Annotated in this window: 17 protein-coding genes; 8 read left to right on the top strand and 9 right to left on the bottom strand. The window is 71.7% G+C overall.

Annotated elements, in window-relative coordinates:
• Position 1 precedes the first annotated feature (1 nt).
• Complete coding sequence (locus JOD54_RS26625; RefSeq protein WP_204454368.1) at positions 2-1,108, top strand: aminotransferase class V-fold PLP-dependent enzyme; 1,107 nt, start codon at positions 2-4, stop codon at positions 1,106-1,108.
• Positions 1,109-1,114: 6 nt separating this feature from the next.
• Here JOD54_RS26625 and JOD54_RS26620 read toward each other — a convergent pair whose 3' ends face one another.
• Positions 1,115-1,354, bottom strand: coding sequence for a hypothetical protein (locus JOD54_RS26620; protein ID WP_204454365.1), 240 nt, complete (start codon positions 1,352-1,354; stop codon positions 1,115-1,117).
• Positions 1,351-2,538 carry a S8 family serine peptidase gene (locus tag JOD54_RS26615; RefSeq protein WP_204454362.1) on the bottom strand — a complete coding sequence of 396 codons (1,188 nt, stop codon included), beginning with the start codon at positions 2,536-2,538 and terminating at the stop codon, positions 1,351-1,353. Before JOD54_RS26615 ends, JOD54_RS26620 begins: the two co-directional genes overlap by 4 nt.
• 157 nt (positions 2,539-2,695) lie before the next feature.
• Here JOD54_RS26615 and mshC point away from each other — a divergent pair, with 157 nt between their 5' ends.
• Complete coding sequence (gene mshC, locus JOD54_RS26610; protein WP_204454360.1) at positions 2,696-3,922, top strand: cysteine--1-D-myo-inosityl 2-amino-2-deoxy-alpha-D-glucopyranoside ligase; 1,227 nt, start codon at positions 2,696-2,698, stop codon at positions 3,920-3,922.
• A gap of 31 nt (positions 3,923-3,953) precedes the next feature.
• Here mshC and JOD54_RS26605 read toward each other — a convergent pair whose 3' ends face one another.
• Positions 3,954-5,075, bottom strand: coding sequence for an MFS transporter (locus JOD54_RS26605; protein WP_204454357.1), 1,122 nt, complete (start codon positions 5,073-5,075; stop codon positions 3,954-3,956).
• The gene (locus JOD54_RS26600; RefSeq protein WP_204456630.1) at positions 5,072-5,962 is read right to left on the bottom strand and encodes a PAC2 family protein; all 891 of its coding nucleotides are present in this window, start codon (positions 5,960-5,962) and stop codon (positions 5,072-5,074) included. The genes JOD54_RS26605 and JOD54_RS26600 overlap by 4 nt, the downstream gene beginning before the upstream one ends.
• Before the next feature lie 148 nt (positions 5,963-6,110).
• Between JOD54_RS26600 and JOD54_RS26595 the strand changes: the two genes are divergently transcribed.
• Together JOD54_RS26595 and JOD54_RS26590 are read left to right on the top strand one after the other, a co-directional pair.
• On the top strand, positions 6,111-6,818 hold the full coding sequence (locus JOD54_RS26595) for an HAD family hydrolase (RefSeq protein ID WP_307860293.1): 708 nt from the start codon (positions 6,111-6,113) through the stop codon (positions 6,816-6,818).
• Positions 6,815-7,078: a phosphoribosyl-ATP diphosphatase gene (locus tag JOD54_RS26590; RefSeq protein WP_204454354.1), complete on the top strand. Its 264-nt coding sequence runs from the start codon at positions 6,815-6,817 to the stop codon at positions 7,076-7,078. The genes JOD54_RS26595 and JOD54_RS26590 overlap by 4 nt, the downstream gene beginning before the upstream one ends.
• 794 nt (positions 7,079-7,872) lie before the next feature.
• On the opposite strand, the gene JOD54_RS26585 is transcribed toward JOD54_RS26590, so the two are convergent.
• Positions 7,873-8,757: a RecB family exonuclease gene (locus JOD54_RS26585; protein WP_204454352.1), complete on the bottom strand. Its 885-nt coding sequence runs from the start codon at positions 8,755-8,757 to the stop codon at positions 7,873-7,875.
• A 110-nt stretch (positions 8,758-8,867) separates the two neighbouring features.
• Here JOD54_RS26585 and JOD54_RS26580 point away from each other — a divergent pair, with 110 nt between their 5' ends.
• Together JOD54_RS26580 and JOD54_RS26575 are read left to right on the top strand one after the other, a co-directional pair.
• Positions 8,868-9,998, top strand: coding sequence for a site-2 protease family protein (locus JOD54_RS26580; RefSeq protein WP_204454349.1), 1,131 nt, complete (start codon positions 8,868-8,870; stop codon positions 9,996-9,998).
• 66 nt (positions 9,999-10,064) lie between these two features.
• Positions 10,065-10,898: a tRNA (adenine-N1)-methyltransferase gene (locus tag JOD54_RS26575; RefSeq protein WP_204454347.1), complete on the top strand. Its 834-nt coding sequence runs from the start codon at positions 10,065-10,067 to the stop codon at positions 10,896-10,898.
• 497 nt (positions 10,899-11,395) lie between these two features.
• Here JOD54_RS26575 and JOD54_RS26570 read toward each other — a convergent pair whose 3' ends face one another.
• From JOD54_RS26570 to JOD54_RS26560, 3 genes are all read right to left on the bottom strand, one after another.
• The gene (locus tag JOD54_RS26570; RefSeq protein WP_204454344.1) at positions 11,396-12,151 is read right to left on the bottom strand and encodes a flagellar basal body-associated FliL family protein; all 756 of its coding nucleotides are present in this window, start codon (positions 12,149-12,151) and stop codon (positions 11,396-11,398) included.
• A 64-nt stretch (positions 12,152-12,215) separates the two neighbouring features.
• On the bottom strand, positions 12,216-12,908 hold the full coding sequence (locus JOD54_RS26565) for a hypothetical protein (protein ID WP_204454342.1): 693 nt from the start codon (positions 12,906-12,908) through the stop codon (positions 12,216-12,218).
• A gap of 211 nt (positions 12,909-13,119) precedes the next feature.
• A complete protein-coding gene (locus JOD54_RS26560; protein ID WP_204454339.1) occupies positions 13,120-13,929 on the bottom strand; it encodes an Rv0361 family membrane protein in 810 nt (269 codons plus the stop codon).
• Positions 13,930-14,301: 372 nt separating this feature from the next.
• On the opposite strand from JOD54_RS26560, the gene arc reads away from it, so the two are divergent.
• Positions 14,302-16,122, top strand: a complete 1,821-nt coding sequence (gene arc / locus JOD54_RS26555; protein ID WP_204454337.1) for a proteasome ATPase — start codon at positions 14,302-14,304, stop codon at positions 16,120-16,122.
• 222 nt (positions 16,123-16,344) lie between these two features.
• Positions 16,345-17,013: a hypothetical protein gene (locus JOD54_RS26550; protein ID WP_204454335.1), complete on the top strand. Its 669-nt coding sequence runs from the start codon at positions 16,345-16,347 to the stop codon at positions 17,011-17,013.
• Positions 17,014-17,241: 228 nt separating this feature from the next.
• On the opposite strand, the gene JOD54_RS26545 is transcribed toward JOD54_RS26550, so the two are convergent.
• On the bottom strand, positions 17,242-17,742 hold the full coding sequence (locus JOD54_RS26545; protein ID WP_239575327.1) for an NUDIX hydrolase: 501 nt from the start codon (positions 17,740-17,742) through the stop codon (positions 17,242-17,244).
• Positions 17,743-17,798: the final 56 nt, after the last annotated feature.

The following is a 17,798-nucleotide window of genomic DNA, read 5'->3' as shown; positions in this document are numbered from 1 at the left end:
GGTGACCGACGCGCGCTTCGACCTCGATCCCGCCGTCCACCACCTCAACCCCGGCAGCGTCGGCGTGGTTCCCCGCGCGGTACGCCAGGCGCGGGCCGGGTTCGCCCAGCGCGCCGAGACCAACCCGATGCGCTTCCACCGCGTCGAGGCGATCCCGCTCGTCGCGCGGGCGCGGGCCGCGGGTGCGGAGTTCCTCGGGTCCGACGGCCTGGTCCTGGTGCGCAACGTCACCGAGGCGGTGGCGACCGCGCTGGCCTCGATCCCGTTCGCCGACGGCGACGAGATCCTGGTGTCCGACCACGGCTACCAGGCCGTGCTGATCGCCTGCCAGGACCGCGCGCGCGTCCGCCAGGTGTCGTTCCCGGTCGACGCCACCGCCGACGAGGTCGTGGCCGCGTTCGCCGAGGGGCTGCGGCCGACCACCCGCCTGGTCGTCGTCGACGCCATCACCTCGATCACCGCGCTCGTGCTCCCGGTCGAGCGGGTCGTCGCCCTCGCCCACGAACACGGCGTGCCGGTGTTCGTCGACGCCGCGCACGTGCCCGGGCACCTCGACCAGCGCCCCGCCGACACCGGCGCGGACTTCTGGGTCGGCAACTTCCACAAGTGGGCCTACGTGCCCAGGGCGACCGCGGGCCTGCACATCGCCGAACCGTGGCGCGACCGGATCCGACCGCTGGTGCCCTCCTTCAACCACCCGCTGCGCTTCCCCGACTGGTTCGACCACGCGGGAACCGCCGACTACACGGCCTGGATGGCGCTGCCGGACGGACTGGCGTTCTGGCACGAGATCGGCGGCTGGGACGCGGTGGCGGCCAGCGCGCGGCTTCTGGACAAAGGCGTCCGGATCGTCGCGGACGCCGTCGGTGCGGACGGTCAAGCGAGCCCGCACCACGCACCCCTGATGCGCTTGGTCGCACTGCCACCTGGGCTGGTCACCAGCGCGGAAGACGCCTATCGCTACTACGACGAACTCAGCACCCAACACCGCATCGAAACCGCGGTGCACTACTACGGCGGTCGGGGCTACCTCCGCCTCGGCGCGACGATCACGGTGACCGAAGCGGGGTTCGCGGCCCTCGCCGACGCCGTCAGCGCGGGCCGCTGACCCGACCTACTGCACGCCCTTGCCCGGGTGCGGGATGGTGAACCCCGGCCCCGCGCGCTCCACACCGTCCACACCGGACACCGCGCGCAACGCGGCGAAGACGGCGGGCTCGGCCGCCCCGGTGATGGTGGCGATCTCCGGCAGGACGCGGTCGACCCGCATCCCGGCGGACTTCAAAGCCGCCACCACCGCCGCGAGCGCGCCGAGCGCGTCGTCGTCGACGGTCACGAGGACCGGAACGCTCACGGAGCCTGCACCAGACCAGCACCCACGTCGACCGAGGGTAGCGGCAGCCTGCGCCCGGACTGGTGCAGGCGCGCCCACAGCTCCCAGCCGGTGGCCCCGGTCGCCTGCGAGATCAGCGCCGCGATCCCGGCCACGTGCGGGGTCGCCATGCTGGTCCCGCTGATCCGGTTGTGGTTCTTCGGCCTGGGCCACGACGAGTACACGTCCACCCCGGGCGCCACCACGTCCACCGCGCCGACCAGGTCGACCGTGCCGCAGGAGAACCAGGCCAGCGCGGTCGCCACGTCGATCGCGCCGACGGCCAGCACCGACGGGCAGTTCGCCGGGTGCCCGACCGGGTTGATCTTGCCGTCCTGCCGCCGCGACTCGTTGCCCGCCGCGGCCACGATCAGCGTGCCCTGCGCCAGCGCCCGGCTCGCCACCTTCTCGTAGGTCTGCGAGTACGGGGTCCCCGGCCGCACCGCCGCGCCCAGCGACATCGACACCACCTGGCAGTTGTTCGACACCGCCCACGCGATGCCCGCCAGGATGCCGCCGTCGGACCCGGACCCGGCGTTGCTCAGGACCTTGCCCGCGAAGATGTCCGCCTCGTAGGCGACCCCGTAGCCCGCGCCGCCGCCCGGCGTCCGCGGACCGACCGCGGTACCGATGCAGTGCGTGCCGTGCCCGTGTCCGTCGGCGACCGTCTCACCGTTGATGAACGACGCCGTGGTCACCGCCCGCCCGGCGAACTCCGGGTGCTCGACGTCGAACCCGGTGTCGAGCACCGCGAGCCGCACGCCCTTGCCGGTCGCCGCGCTCTTGTGCGCGCCGACCGCCTGCAGCCCCCAGGTGAACACCGACTCGTCCACCTGGACCGCGGGCGGCGCCTCCTCGGCGGGCGCGGCGATCGCGTACACCCGCCGCTCCGGCTCCAGCGCCGCGATCGGGCCCGGCTGGTCCACCGCCAGGCCCAGCGCGGTCAGCTGGTCGGGGTCGGCGTCGATCACCGCGACCCCCAGCCGGTCGAACACCAGCCCGTCCGGTCCGGGGAACTCCGCGCCCGCCGCCTCGGCCGTGCTGACCGTGCGCACCCCCGCGATCTGGTTCAGCGCCCGGGTGCCCGCCTCGATCGCGCCGTCCTCCAGCAGGACCAGGAACCGCCCGGTCGTCTCCTCGGAATTGGTCTCCTCGGGATTGGTCATGTCCGCCCCTTCCGCCGCGTGCCCCCTTCCAGGGTGATCGCCCACACCGGTCGGGTGTAACGGGGGTCACACCAATGGCGCAGGGTGGGCCGGGCCACCGACCGTCCACCCCGTGGCACACACCTGCCGGGGCCCGCCGGGCGTTTACTGTCGGAGCATGCAGACTTGGCAATCCCACCCGGTGCCGCGGGTCGCTGGCACGCCTCGGCCGCTTCGGCTGTTCGACACCGCCGCCGGACAGGTCCGACCCACCGCCCCCGGGCCGACCGCGACGATGTACGTCTGCGGGATCACCCCCTACGACGCGACGCACCTCGGGCACGCGGCCACCTACCTGGCCTTCGACCTGGTGCACCGGCAGTGGCTCGACAACGGCCACGAGGTGCACTACGTGCAGAACGTCACCGACATCGACGACCCGCTGCTCGAGCGCGCCGAGCGCGACCAGGACGACTGGGTGGTCCTCGGCATGCGCGAGACCGCGCTCTTCCGCGAGGACATGGTCGCGCTGCGGGTGCTGCCGCCGCGCGAGTACATCGGCGCCGTGGAGTCCATCCCGGAGATCGTCACCTCGGTCGGCAAGCTGCTCGCCGACGGGTCCGCCTACCGGGTCGAGGACCCCGAGTTCCCGGACGTCTACTTCGACCACACCGCCACGGGCCGCTTCGGCGGCGAGTCCAACTACGACGAGCCGACGATGAACCGGTTCTTCGCCGAACGCGGCGGCGACCCCGACCGCGCGGGCAAGCGGCACCCGCTCGATGCGCTGCTGTGGCGCGCCGCCCGCCCCGGCGAGCCCAGTTGGGACAGCGACCTCGGCCCCGGCCGCCCCGGCTGGCACATCGAGTGCAGCGTCATCGCCCTCAACCGGCTCGGGATCGGCATCGACGTGCAGGGCGGCGGGTCGGACCTGATCTTCCCGCACCACGAGTACAGCGCCGCGCACGCCGAGGCGCTGACCGGGCAGCACCCGTTCGCCCGGCACTACACGCACGCCGGGATGATCGCCCTCGACGGCGAGAAGATGTCCAAGTCGCGCGGCAACCTCGTCTTCGTGTCCCGGCTGCGCGCCGACAAGGTCGACCCCATGGCGATCCGGCTCGGGCTGCTGTCGGGCCACTACCGCTCGGACCGGTCCTGGACCGGCGACGTGCTCGCGGAGGGGCAGGCTCGGCTGGCGCGCTGGCGGGGCGCGGTGAGCGCCGAGGCGGGCGCCCCGGCGCAGGACGTCATCGCCCGGCTGCGCGACCACCTGGCCAACGACCTGGACACCCCCAACGCCCTCGCCGCGATCGACGCGTGGGCAGGCCAGGGCGGCGCGGACCCGACGGCACCGGGTGCGGTCAAGGCCGCGGTGGACGCGCTGCTCGGCGTCGAGCTGTAGCGACCAGGTCCCCTGACCGCTCGCGGGCGCGTCAGGGGACCTCGCGGCGGCCGAGCAGCAGTACCGCCGACACGGTCACCAGGACCGCGGGCACGACGAACCCCAGCCACGGCGTCACCTGGTACAGCGGGGTGAAGGCCAAAGGGGACACCGCGGCCCCGGTGAACCGCAACGACTGCACGACCGACACCGCGCCCGCCCGGTTGGGACCGTCCCCTCCCAACACCAGCGCGTTGACCCCGGTCAGCACCAACTGCGCCGCCACCCCGGTCGAGGCCCACAGCACCACCACCGCGGGCAACCAGGTCAAGGTCCCCACCAGCGCCACCGGTACCGCGCCCGCGACCGACCCGATCAGCACCGCCCGCCGCGCCCCGATCCGGTCGATCGCCCGCCCCACCGGCCGCGCCGAGAGCAGCCCGACCACGCCGAAACCGGTCAGCACCAAGCCCCGCTCCGCCGCGCTCAACCCGAACGCGTCCTCGGCGCGCACCGCGAGCAACACCGACATACCGCCCAAACATGCCCAACCGGCCAGGGCGAGCCACCCCGCCTTGAGCACCGAAGGCCGCCAGGCCGATCGCAGTGTCGCGTGTGTCCGCTGCCGCTCGCGCATCCGCTCCGGCAGCCCCGCGAACGCCAGCACCCCCGCCACCGCGGCCACCCCGAGGAACGCCAGCCGCCAGTTCACCTCCGCCGCCAACCCGCCGAGCAGCGGCGCGCTCGTCTGCCCCGCGGCCTGCAGCGACGCGAACAGGCCGAGCGAACGCCCCAGCCGCTCCGGCGGCGTCACCGTCGCGATCGCGGCCAGCAGCAGGGGAGTGGTGAACGCGTTCGCCCCACCCTGCACCGCCCGCGCGGCCAGGAAGACCGGGTACGTCGAAGCCAGCACGCACAGCACCGACGACGCCACGTACACCAGGTAGGCGACCCGCACGCTGCGCGCGGCACCCCAACGCGCCCCCAAGGTGCCGGAGAACAGCATCAGCGCCGCGAACGGCACCAGGTAGGCCGTCAGCGAGTACGACGCGACCTGCGTGGACACGCCGAAGTCCGCACCCAGCTCCGGCAGCATCGAGGTGACGACGCCCCCGGCGAACGGGCCCAGGAACCCGCCCGCGTACAGCGCGACGACGGTCGCGCCGCGGTTCACACGCCGGTGGGGCCGGGCCCGGAACCGCCGCGGCCGGGTCGGCGCCTGCGCAGGTACCGCTCGAACTCCGCGGCGATCACGTCACCGCTGGTCTCGTTGAGCGTGTCCTCCGCGTCGCCGCGCTCCTCGAGGGCGCGCACGTAGTTGCGCACGTCCTCGTCCTCCTCGGCCATCTCGCTGACCGTCTGCTGCCACTCCTCGGCCTGGTCGGGCAGGGTGCCCAGCGGCACCTCCACGTCCAGCACCTCCTCCACCCGGTGCAGCAGCGCCAGCGTCGCCTTCGGCGAGGGCGGCTGCGACACGTAGTGCGGCACCGCGGCCCAGATCGAGATCGCGGGCACCCCGGCGCGCACGCAGGCGTCCTGCAGCACCCCGACGATGCCCGTCGGCCCCTCGTAGCGGGAGCGCTCCAGGCCGAAACGGGCCGCCGAGGTCGCGTCGTAGGCGGTGCCGGTCACCGGGACCGGGCGGGTGTGCGGGGTGTCGGCCAGCAGCGCGCCCAGCGTCACCACGGTGGTGATGTTGAGCTCCTCGATGTGCCCGAGCAGCTCCGCGCAGAACTTGCGCCACCGCATGTTGGGCTCGATGCCGTGCACCAGCACGACGTCCCGGTTGGACCCGGGCGGCCTGCACAGGTACAGCCGCGTGGTCGGCCACTCGACCCTCCTGGTGACACCGTCCACCATGCGCACGGTCGGTCTGGTCACCTGGAAGTCGTAGTAGTCGTCCGGATCGATCTCCAGCAGCGGGCTGGCGTCCCAGGTCAGCTGCAGGTGCTCGATCGCGGTGCTCGCCGCGTCGCCCGCGTCGTTCCAGCCCTCGAACGCCGCCACCAAGACGGGGTCGACGAGCTCCTGCCGAGCCGAGGGCTCGCGGTCGGCAGCCATGTTCGGGTGGTCCGGGTCGGTCACCGGGTCAGCCTACGGCTACGCGCCCGGCGGGGGAGATCGTAGGCTGGGGACGTGCCGCGACGCCGCGGCCCGGCCGGGCGCGCGCCCGGTGGTCAGCGACGTCGTGCGAGTGGAGGACGCCCCCGTGACGAGACCGTCCACTGTGGAGGGGTTACCGGCCGCGGTGCTGTGGGACATGGACGGCACGCTGCTGGACTCGGAGAAGCTGTGGGACATCCCGCTGAGCGAGTACTCGCTCAAGCTGGGCGCCCCGCTGACCCCCGAGATCAGGGCGGCCATGGTCGGCAGCAACGTCCCGACCAGCATGGGCCTGCTCTTCGGCGGGGTCGGCCGGGTGCCCACCGAGGCCGACGTCCGGGAGGCGATGGACTGGATCGGGGCCAGGATGCGCGAGCTGTTCGCCACCCGCCTCACCTTCCGCCCCGGCGCGCGCGAGGCCCTGCGCGCCGTCCGGGCCACCGGCCTGCCGGTCGCCCTGGTCACCTCCACCGAACGCGCCCTCACCGAGGTGGCCCTCGACACCCTCGGCCGCCACCACTTCGACACCACCCTCTGCGGCGACGAGGTCGCGGGCCGCAACAAACCCCTCCCCGACCCCTACCAACTCGCCGCCGCCACCCTGGGCGTCGACGTCACCAGGTGCCTGGCGATCGAGGACTCACCCACCGGCACCACCTCAGCCGCCGCGGCAGGCTGCGTCGTCCTGGTGATCCCCTGCGAGGTCCCGGTCCCCCCAGGCCCCCGCCGCGTCTTCCGCGACTCCCTGGTCGGCCTCGACGAGGACCTGCTGCGCGCGGTCACCACCACCGGATGGCAGGATCGTCCGGCGTGAAGACCTTCGACCAGCTGTTCGCCGAACTCAGCGACCGCGCCAAGACCCGCCCAGAAGGCTCCGGCACAGTAAAAGCCCTCGACGACGGCGTCCACGCACAGGGCAAGAAGGTCATCGAAGAAGCAGGCGAAGTCTGGATCGCGGCCGAGTACCAGAGCGATGAGGAACTGGCCGAAGAGATCTCACAGCTGCTCTACCGAGTGCAGGTCCTGATGCTGGGCCGCGGCCTGTCGCTGGAAGACGTGTACCGCTACCTCTAAGCCCGCCCCAGACCCCGAGCCAACCCCGCCAGCCCGGCCATGGCTCCCGGGAGTCTCTGGTGCCAGCCCAACCCACCGAGTCGACCCCGCCAACTCGGCCACCGCTCCCCGGAAGCTGCTGGTGCCACCTCAACCCGCCGAGTCAGCCCACCCAACCCAGCCCCCGAGTCGGCCCTGTCAGCCCCACCGCCGCTCCCCGGAAGCCGCTGGTGTCAGCCCAGCCCGCCGAGCCAGCCCCGCCAGCCCAACCACCCGACTCCGACAGCATTGCCAGCCACTGGACACTCGGAGTCGCTGGTGCCATCTGCTCGATGGGGTGGACCTGTTTTGTGTGGGGGGACGATAGTCGTAGCGTCGCTTCGCTGCAGGGCCATGCTTTTCGGCCCCTGCTTTGCGGTCCTGCCACGGCTGTCGTAGGGGCCCCACGCAAAACAGGTCCACCACATCGAGCTGGCAGTTAAATCGCGGATCGGCGGGCAATGTCGCCGCCAGGCGACGAGCTGGTCTTGTCGTGCGCCTCGCCTGCGGCATCGGGCCCGATTCCGTTGTGGTGCGGTGGGCTCGATGGGGCGAACCTGTTGTGCGCGGGGCCCCTGCGCTGCCCGTGGCAGGACCGCAAAGCTGGGGCCGAAAAGCATGGCCCTGCAGCGCACAACGCTACGGACACCGCCACCCCACGCACAACAGGTCCGCCCCATCGAGCATCTGGCACCTCGGCTTCCGAGTGTCCAGTGGCTGGGCTGGCGGGGCTGTCTCGGGTGGCCAGCTTTGGGTGGGCTGGCTCGTCCGTCTTCCTAATCTGCCCTGTCCAGGGCGGATTCCTCACCGGGGTCCGGCTCCGGCCAGCCCGGATAGGGCGGCGGCGTGCCCCCGAATTCAGGACAAAGCGCCTGGTGCGAACACCAGCCGCATAGCTTCGACTTGTTCGGACGAAAGTCCCCGGTCTTGCCCGCGCGCAGGATCGCCGTCCAGATGGCGTCCAGGGTGCGTTCGAATCGGGCCAGTTCCGCCTCGTCCGGCGTGTAGGCAAGGGATTGGCGGTCCGACAGGTACATGAGGCGGAGTTGGCGGGGGACTTCGCCGCGTAGGCGCCAGATGGCGAGGGCGTAGAACTTCATCTGGAAGAGGGCTTTGGCCTCGCCGATCTCGCGGGGGGCGGTGCCGGTCTTGTAGTCGACCACCCTGATTTCGCCGGTGGGGGCGACGTCGAGGCGGTCGATGTAGCCGCGGAGTAGGACGCCGGAGGGGAGTTCGGTTTCGACGAGGAGTTCGCAGGCGTCGGGCTGGAGGCGGCGGGGGTCTTCGAGGGCGAAGTAGCCGTCGATCAGGCCGTTGGCCGTGGCCAGCCAGTCGGCCGGGTCCTCGCCCTCCTCGAAGATCGCGGCGAGGCCGGGTTCGGCGGCCAGCAGGTCCGTCCAGGTCGGTTCCAGCAGGCCGTGCGCGGCGTCGGGCAGCCGCTCGGCGGCGGGCAGGCCGTAGAGGCGCTCCAGCACGGCGTGCACGACGGTGCCGCGGACCTGGGCCTTGGTCGGGGTCTCCGGGAGCCGGTCGACGGCGCGGAAGCGGTACAGCAGCGGGCACTGTTTGAAGTCACCTGCCCGCGACGGCGACAGCGCTGGCCGTCGCCGGGACGTGCGGCCCGCCGCCGGTACCGGGATGGGTTCGGTGTCGGTCGCCATGGCGCAAACCCTAGTGTCGACCACCGACAGCCCCCGGCACCGCACCGCCCGTGTCCGGCCACCACCGCGGATCACCCGCGTCCCACACCAGGCCGGTTACGCTGTGCGGGGTGTCGGGCACCACACACCTCCCCGCCCCGGGTGGCGGACTGCTGCTGTTCCGCTACAGCGGCGTGCCCGTCGTGCTCGCGCCGTCCTGGTGGCTCGGTGCCCTCGCCGTCGTCGTCTTCTACGCGCCGCTGGTCGGCTCGCTGATGCCCGGCGCGGACACGGTCACCTCGGTCCTGCTGGCCGCTGCGTTCGCCGTCCTGCTGGGCGTCTCGGTCCTCGCCCACGAACTCGGCCACTGCGTCGTCGCCCTGCGGTTGGGTCTCCCGGTGCGCAGGCTCCGCCTGTTCCTCCTCGGCGGCCTCTCCGAGATCGCTCGCACCCCGCGCAGACCCGGTCACGAGGGCGTCGTCGCTGCTGCCGGACCGGCGGTGTCCATCGCGCTCGCCGGTGGCTGCGGACTCGCGCTGCTGGCCATCCCCGCGGGCGGGCCGGTGTGGCTGCTGGTCCTCGAGTGCGCCTTCGCCAACACCGCCGTCGCCGTGTTCAACCTGCTGCCCGGGCTTCCGCTCGACGGTGGTCGGATGCTGCGTGCCGGGGTGTGGGCACTGACCGGTCGACGCGGCACGGGCACCCGGGCCGCGGTCGTCGGCGGGTGGGCGGTCGCCGGGCTGCTGGTCGCGTGGGCGCTGTGGGGGATGGCCGAACAGAGCCCGGACCGGTGGCTGCGGTTGGGGGTCTGCGTGCTCACGGCCTGGTTCGTCGTCGCGGGCGCGAGCGGGGAACTGGCCGCCGAACAGCGCCGCGGCTGGCCGGAAGGCCTCGCCCTGGCCGACGTCGTGCGACCGGTGCTGCAACTGCCCGCCGAGAGCCCGGTCGCCGACGCGCTGGCCGCCGCGGCCGGGCGGGGTGTGGTGCTGGTGCGCGCGGACGGGGTCGCCGCGGGGTTGCTCGACGAGGTCGCCGCCCGCGAGTTGGCCGCCACCGCGCCGTTCTCGCCCGCCGAGCACGCCGCCGAGCCGATCCGACCGGAGTCGGTGCTGCTGGCGTCCGAACCGGGCGAGGAGATCGCCGAGCGGGTGCTGGAGACCCCGGCCTGGCAGTTCGTGGTCGTCGACGACGAGGGGCGGCCGTGCGGGGTGCTGCGCCGCGAGGACCTGCACGCCGCGCTGCGCGAGCACGGACCCGCCTGAGCGGACCGCCGCACGGCTCTGCGACCATCTCCCGACTGGTTCAGATGGCGGGAGGGCGAGGTCCGGGTGTCGGCACGCAAGGTCAGCGGTCCGTTCGAGGCGGGGGACCGGGTGCAGCTCACCGACCCCAAGGGCAGGCACTACACGCTCATCCTCGAACCGGGCGAGAAGTACCACACCCACCGCGGCGCGCTGGCCCACGACGACATCATCGGCCAACCCGAGGGCTCCATCGTCAGCTCGGTCGCGGGCACCGCCTACCTGGCGCTACGCCCGCTGCTGGCCGACTACGTGCTGTCGATGCCGCGCGGCGCCCAGGTGATCTACCCCAAGGACGCCGCCCAGATCATCATGCACGGCGACATCTTCCCCGGCGCCCGCGTCCTGGAGGCCGGGGCCGGGTCCGGCGCCCTCACCTGCTCCCTGCTGCGCGCCGTCGGCCCCACCGGCACCGTGACCTCCCACGAGATCCGCGCCGACCACGCCGAGCACGCCGAACGCAACGTCATCCAGTTCTACGGCGAACACCCCGCCAACTGGACCCTCACCGTCGGCGACATGGCCGACCACACCGGTGAGGTGGACCGCGTCATCCTCGACATGCTGGCCCCCTGGGACGTCCTGCCCACAGTGGCCACCAACCTCATCCCCGGCGGCGTCCTGGTCGTCTACGTCGCCACCACCACCCAACTCTCCCGGGTCGCGGAAGCACTGCGCGAACAGACTTGCTGGACCGAGCCCTACGCCTGGGAAACCCTCGTCCGCCCCTGGCACTCCGTGGGCCTCGCCGTCCGCCCCGAACACCGCATGATCGCCCACACCGCCTTCCTCATCACCGCCCGCCGCCTAGCCGACGGCGTGGTGACCCCCCGCCCCCAACGCCGCCCCAGCAAGGGCTGACGGCTCCCGCCCTCGCCCTGCCTCCGACAGCATTGCCAGCCGCTGGACGCTCGAACAGGCGGTGCCATCCCAGCCGCCCGACTCCGACCACCCAACCCAGCCCACCGAGCCAGCCCCGCCAGCCCAGCCACTGGACACTCGGAGCAGGCGGTGCCATCCCAGCCGCCCTACCCCGACGCCAGAAGCAACCACTGGACACTCGGAGTCGCTGGTGCCATCTGCTCGATGGGGTGGACCTGTTTTGTGTGGGGTGGCGGCAGTCGTAGCGTCGCCTCGCTGCAGGGCCATGCTTTTCGGCCCCTGCTTTGCGGTCCTGCCACGGCTGTCGTAGGGGCCCCGCACAAAACAGGTCCACCGCATCGAGCCTGCACTCAAATCGCGGATCCAGCGCAAGGTCGCGAAGCGACGAGCCGACGATCCGATGCAATGCCGAAAGGCGAGCCGAAAACGCAAAGGGCCGGTAGCGTCCCCGCCACCGGCCCTTCACAAATCTGCGATTACAGCGACACGCACCAACCCTTGGACTTCTTCTCGAACACGATCGGGAAGTCGATCGGCGCCGAACCCGCCACCGTCACCTGGGTGTCGACCTTCCCGTTGCTGTCGCCGTAGGTCTCCGGCTCACCCACCACCGTCACCTTGCCGCCGTTGGGGGCGACGCTGGTGTACATGATGCCCGCCTCGCCGTTGCAGGTGAGCGACTTCGCGGTGGCCTCGTCCTTGGCGTTCACGGCGTCGGCGTACTTGGCGCCTGCCGCCTTGAGGTCTTCGCCGCCGCCGCCGGTTTCGCCGCCGCCGGTGGACTCGGTGGTCTTGGTCGGAGTCGACTTCTTGGTGGTGGTCGTCTCCTCCGGCTCCTCGGTGGTCGTCGGGGCCTTCTTGGTGGTGGACTGCGAGGTGCCACCGGGGGTGGCGCTCGACGGGCTGTCGTCCTTGAGCAGGAAGTACGCGCCGATGCCGCCGCCGACGAGGAGGACGGCGATCACCACGATGGCGATGATCATGCCGGTGTTGTTCTTCTTCGGCGGGCCGCCCATGGGCTGGCCGTAGCCGTAGGGCTGCTGCTGCTGGCCGTACGGGTCCTGGCCGAACTGCTGCTGCTGCCCGTAGTACTGCTGCTGGCCGTACGGGTCCTGCTGCGGCTGCTGCTGGGCGTAGGGGTCGGGCTGCTGGTAGGGCTGCTGCGGCTGCTGCTGGCCGTACGGATCGGGCTGCTGCCCGTAGGGTCCCGGCTGCTGCGGTGGGTAGGTCATGTGTGGTCCCCGGCTCGTGCTGGTGCGGTATCGGTGGCTGCGGTCTCGGTCGGTGCGGTGGTGCTCAGGCCTCCTCCTCGCCGCAGAACCGCCACTCGCCGCTCTCCTTGACGATCTTGATCTTGATGCTGGCGTCCTTGCTCGTCCCGCCCTTGGCCAGGGTCAGGTCGATCAGCGCGGTCGCCGAGTTGCCGGAGACCGTCGGCTCGCCCTTGGCGGTGGCGGTGATGTCGAAGTCCGCCAGCTCCTTCTCCAGGGTCGAGGTGTCGGTCCCGTACTTGTTCTTGTACGCCTCGCAGGCGTTCGAGGTGACCGAGGTGAAGCTCTTGCCCTCGTAGGCCTCCACGTAGGCGTCCACGACCTCCTGCGGGCCGGAGGTGTCCGGCGCGGCCTTGGTGGTCGTGGTCGGCTCGTCGGTGCCGGACTTCTTGCCCGTCGTCTTCGGCGCGCTGCTGGTGGTCGTGCCGCCCCCGCCGCCCGACTCGTTCTTGCTGTTCTTGGTCAGGAAGTACACCCCGACACCCGCACCGCCGAGCACCAGCACGGCGATGATCACGATCGCCACGACCTTGCCGGTGTTGCTCTGCTTGGGCGGCTGCCCACCCGGGAAGTTCCCCAGCCCCTGGTAGGGCCCCTGCTGGGGGAACTGGCTGGTCGGCGGCCCGTACGGCCCCGGTTGCTGCGGCTGGTTCCCGTAGCCGCCGGGCTGCTGCGGCTGCTGGCCGTAGGGCCCTGGCTGCTGCGGTGGGTAGGTCATCGTCGTCCTGACTGCCGTGTGGACTGCGGGGTGCTGCTCGCTGCCGCGCCGGGCGGCTCATGCGGGGTAGACGGCTGGGGCCACCGCCGCGTTCCACCGCCGACCGTATCCCGTCGCCGGGGACACATGGTATTGGCCGCCCGGGGTCCGACACGCCCGGCCCACCTCGCCGACCGGCCTCGATCGGGTGACGAAACGGGCACGACCCGGCTCAGGCCCCGCTGATCCGCTGCACGCACCACTGGTCGGCCTTCTTGCTCAGCCGCAGTTGCACGGTGGTCTTGCGACCGCTGACCGTCGCGGTGAACTCGACCAGCGCCATGTCGCCGTTCTCGGTGACGTTGGTGATCTCGGTGTCGGTCACCGTGAAGTCCTTGTCCTTGTCGATCTTCTCCTGGGTGGTGTGGTCGTCCTCGTCGCACATCACCTTGTTGAACGCCGCGGCGTCGCGGCCGACCACCGCGTCGATGAACTCCTCGGCCGCCCCGCGCGGCGACCCGGTGCCGCCGCCGCTGAGCACCAGGATCAGCGTGACCACGATCCCGATCACCAGCAGGCCGCCGCCCGCGAGCAGCAACGGCAGGTTGTTGCGCCGCGGCGGGCCGTACGGGTTGCCGTGCGGATACCCGGTCGGCTGCTGGCCGGGAACACCCGGATACCCACCCGCCTGGGGGAACTGGCCCGGTTGCGGCGCGTAGCCGCCGGGGGCGAACTGCTCGCCGCCCGGGTACTGGCCCGGCGGGTAGTGCCCGGATTGTGGGAAGCCCGGCTGCGGGGGCACCGGTTGCGCCGGGTGAGCACCCGGTTGCGCGCCCGGGTACTGCCCGTACTCCGGCTGGACCGGCTGCTGGGGCTGCTGCTGCGGCGGGTACTGCTGGGCCGACGGGTCCTGGGTGGGGAAGCTGCCCGAGGGCAGGAACTGGGTCTGCTGGGGGAACGCCTGCGGGTATCCGCCCTGGTCAGGCTGCTGCCCGCCCGGCTGCGGCTGTCCTGCGTACGGGTCGTGCGGCGGTTGTGTCATCGTCCCCGGGCTCTCGTGCTGGCTGTCGCTGGTGGCCTGGCTGCTGGTGCTGCGGTGAGCGCGCGTCCTCTGGCGGGGTGATCGCGCGGTGGCGGTAGATCGTGTCACGGCACCCCGCGCCGACCAGGCAGCGGTGCGGGCTCGGTAACACAACCTGTGCTGCCGCGACACTCCGGACTACACACGCGGTCGGCCTAGTGCACGGACGCACGGTAACGCCTGGCCGGTTCCCGCGAGTACCGGGATGGCGGACCCGGTGCGGCCAAGCGGGTGCCGCCCGCGGGTGACACGCAAGTTCCGACATGTCGATGCTCTGTCCTTGTCGGTGATCGCCGGTACCGTAGGGGTACGAGTTCGGGAGGAGGTGCCGACATGCAGCACGATCGTCCCGGCAGTCGGCCAGACAACGCCGACGGTGAGCACGGAGGCGCGGTGGACCCAGGGCGCGAGCGCCCCGAGGTGTCCGAGGCCGCGCAGATCCGCTTCCTCGAAGAGGAAGTCGCTCTGCTTCGCCGGAAACTGACGGAATCGCCACGGCATTCGCGGCTGCTCGAGCAGCGGCTCGCGGAGGCGACCGAGCGGGTGAACCAGCTCACCGAGCGGAACACCAAGCTGGTCGACACGTTGCGGGAGGCCAGGAGCCAGCTGCTCGCGCTGCGCGAAGAGGTCGACCGCCTCGCCCAGCCGCCCAGCGGCTACGGGGTGTTCCTGCAAGGTCACGACGACGGCACTGTGGACGTGTTCACCGCGGGCCGCAGGATGCGGGTCTCGGTGTCGCCCGCTGTGGACGGCTCCGAGCTGCGCAGGGGCCAGTCGGTGCGGCTCAACGAGGCGCTCACCGTGGTGGAGGGCGGTGGTTTCGAGCGCATCGGCGAGGTGTCCACGTTGCGCGAACTGCTCGCCGTCGACGGTGAGGAGGTCGCCACCCGCGCGCTGGTAATCGGGCACGCCGACGAGGAGCGGGTGGTGTGGTTGGCCGACCCGCTGACCGAGGCGCCGCTCAAGCCGGGTGACTCTCTGCTGGTGGACGCCAAGTCCGGCTACGCCTACGAGCGGGTGCCCAAGGCCGAGGTCGAGGACCTGGTGCTGGAGGAGGTGCCCGATGTCGACTACGCCGACATCGGTGGCCTGTTCCGCCAGATCGAGCAGATCCGCGACGCCGTGGAGCTGCCGTTCCTGCACAAGGACCTGTTCGCCGAGTACGAGCTGCGCCCGCCCAAGGGCGTTCTCCTCTACGGCCCGCCCGGCTGCGGCAAGACGCTGATCGCCAAGGCGGTGGCCAACTCCCTGGCCAAGAAGGTGGCCGCGGCGCGCGGCGACCAGGCGCCCAAGGACGCCAAGTCGTACTTCCTCAACATCAAGGGCCCCGAGCTGCTCAACAAGTTCGTCGGCGAGACCGAGCGGCACATCCGGCTGATCTTCCAGCGGGCGCGGGAGAAGGCGTCCGAGGGCACCCCGGTGATCGTGTTCTTCGACGAGATGGACTCGATCTTCCGCACCCGCGGGTCCGGTGTGTCCTCCGATGTGGAGACCACCATCGTCCCGCAGCTGCTCAGCGAGATCGACGGCGTCGAGGGCCTGGAGAACGTCATCGTCATCGGCGCCTCCAACCGCGAGGACATGATCGACCCGGCCATCCTGCGACCGGGCAGGCTGGACGTGAAGATCAAGATCGAGCGGCCGGACGCCGAGGCGGCCCGCGACATCTTCTCCAAGTACCTCACCACCAACCTGCCCATCCACGCCGACGACCTCGCCGAGTTCGGCGGCGACAAGCGGGTGTGCATCGACGCGATGATCCAGCACACCGTCGAGCGGATGTACGAGGAGACCGAGGACAACCGGTTCCTGGAGGTGACCTACGCCAACGGGGACAAGGAGGTCCTGTACTTCCGCGACTTCAACTCCGGCGCGATGATCCAGAACATCGTGGACCGGGCGAAGAAGGCGGCCATCAAGTCCGTGCTGGAGACCCGCCAGCCCGGTCTGCGGGTGCAGCACCTGCTGGACGCCATTGTGGACGAGTTCGCCGAGAACGAGGACCTGCCCAACACGACCAACCCGGACGACTGGGCGCGCATCTCCGGCAAGAAGGGTGAGCGCATCGTCTACATAAGGACACTGGTCACCGGCAAGAACCAGGAGTCCGGTCGGGCGATAGACACCGCCACCAACACCGGTCAGTACCTCTAGGACTCTTGGACCGCGAACGCCGCGTGGGCCCCGACCAGGCACCTGGTCGGGGCCCACGTCGCGTCGAGACCTCCCCAGGCGACACCATGGCACCCGGCGGCGACCGGCGCGCCAACGCGAGGTGAACCGGCCGCCACGGCCGTCGGTCGACCGCCCGCACCGGGCGGCGGTGGACCCGATACCGTCCGGGTGATCAACCAGCCTCCCCCGAAGGGACGACCGTTGCCCCGGGCCCGCGCCCTCGCCGCCGTCGCGCTCCCGCTCGCCGCGCTCGCGGCCTGCTCGAACCGCCCCAACGACCTCTACACGTACTACGACGACCCCACCACCGGGACGTCCACCAGCAGCACGCCGACCACCACCGCAGCCCCCGTCACCACCACGACCAGCGCCAAGCCGCAGCCGGAACAGGTCGTCGCGCTCGGGGTGCTGCGCGCGAGCGACCTGGTGGCCGAGGAAGTCACCGGCGACCCCTCCGCCCCCCGCGTGACTGCCTTGCCCGACTGCGGCATCGACCTGGGCACCGGCCCCTCCCGCCAAGGTGCCTGGACCTACCCCAGCGGCGCCAAACTCCGCCAGGTCGTGCTCTACGCCGAAGACGCCACCGAGTTCGTCGAGACCGTCCGCGCCGGGCTGGACTGCACCACCTTCAAGGTCGGCGGAACGACCTTCCAGGTGGACAAGGCGGTGCCCCTGCCAGCCCTCCCCGGCACCGACGCCAAGTTCGCCTGGTGCGCTACCGGCACAGCCAAGTCCTCCTGCACGGTCGCCCTGGCCGCAGGCCCCCTGGCCACAGTCGTGACGGTCGAAGCCAGCACCGCGACCCGCGCCAAGGCCGCCATCACCCGAGTGTCACCGACCGCCGCTGCGGCGCTCAGCCGAGGCGCTTGAGCCACTCCACGGCGGCCGTCAACTGTCTGGGACGAGGGCGGCTAGGGCCTGCGAGGAGGGCCGTCCGCGACTTGTGGTGCGGGCGTGGTCTGCCAGCGCGGGGCGCCTAGATGTCGCCGTCGGTGGCGGTCAGGCGGTGGTGCTCGAGGCCATTCCAGGGCGGCCGTCCGTCGGTGTGGTTGTGGGCCTCGGGCGCCGGGGGCGCCCGGATGTCGCTGCCGCAAGCGCTCAGTCGAGGCGCTTGAGCCACTCCAGGGCCGCTAGCCGCCCGTCTGGGACGAAGGGCCAGGTGGGGTCGGCCAGGCGGGTCCGGAGGTCGTCGATGGTCATCCACCAGCCGTCGGCCACCTCGGACGGTTGGTGGGTGATCGGGCCGTCCCAGTGGGTTTCGTAGGCGTGCAGGTGCTCGCGGACCCCGGCGACTTCCAGGCGGAGGGTGAACAGCGGGGTCAGCGGGACGCCGGTGACCCCGAGTTCTTCTGCCAGCTCCCGCACGGCGCACTCGTCGACCGGTTCGCCGGCCGCGACCACGCCTCCCGCCCAGCAGTCGTGCGCGCCGGGGAAGACGTCTTTGGTGTCGGTGCGGCGGTGGACGTAGACCCGGTCGCCGGAGCGCACCAGGACCGAGGTGCAGGCGTGCCACAGGCCCTCCGCCCGCATCCGCGACCGCGGGACCGCTCCCACCACCGACCCGTCCGCGTCGTAGTGCGCGACCATCTCCACACCCATCTCCACGCGGTCAACATATCCGCGGCGGCACGTCTCACGGCGAACCGGCGGGGCAG

The organism is Actinokineospora baliensis (assembly GCF_016907695.1).
In the GTDB taxonomy this organism is placed as follows: Bacteria; Actinomycetota; Actinomycetes; order Mycobacteriales; family Pseudonocardiaceae; genus Actinokineospora; species Actinokineospora baliensis.
Note: the sequence above shows the minus strand (reverse complement) of the source record. Positions and strands in the feature narration are given on the sequence as shown.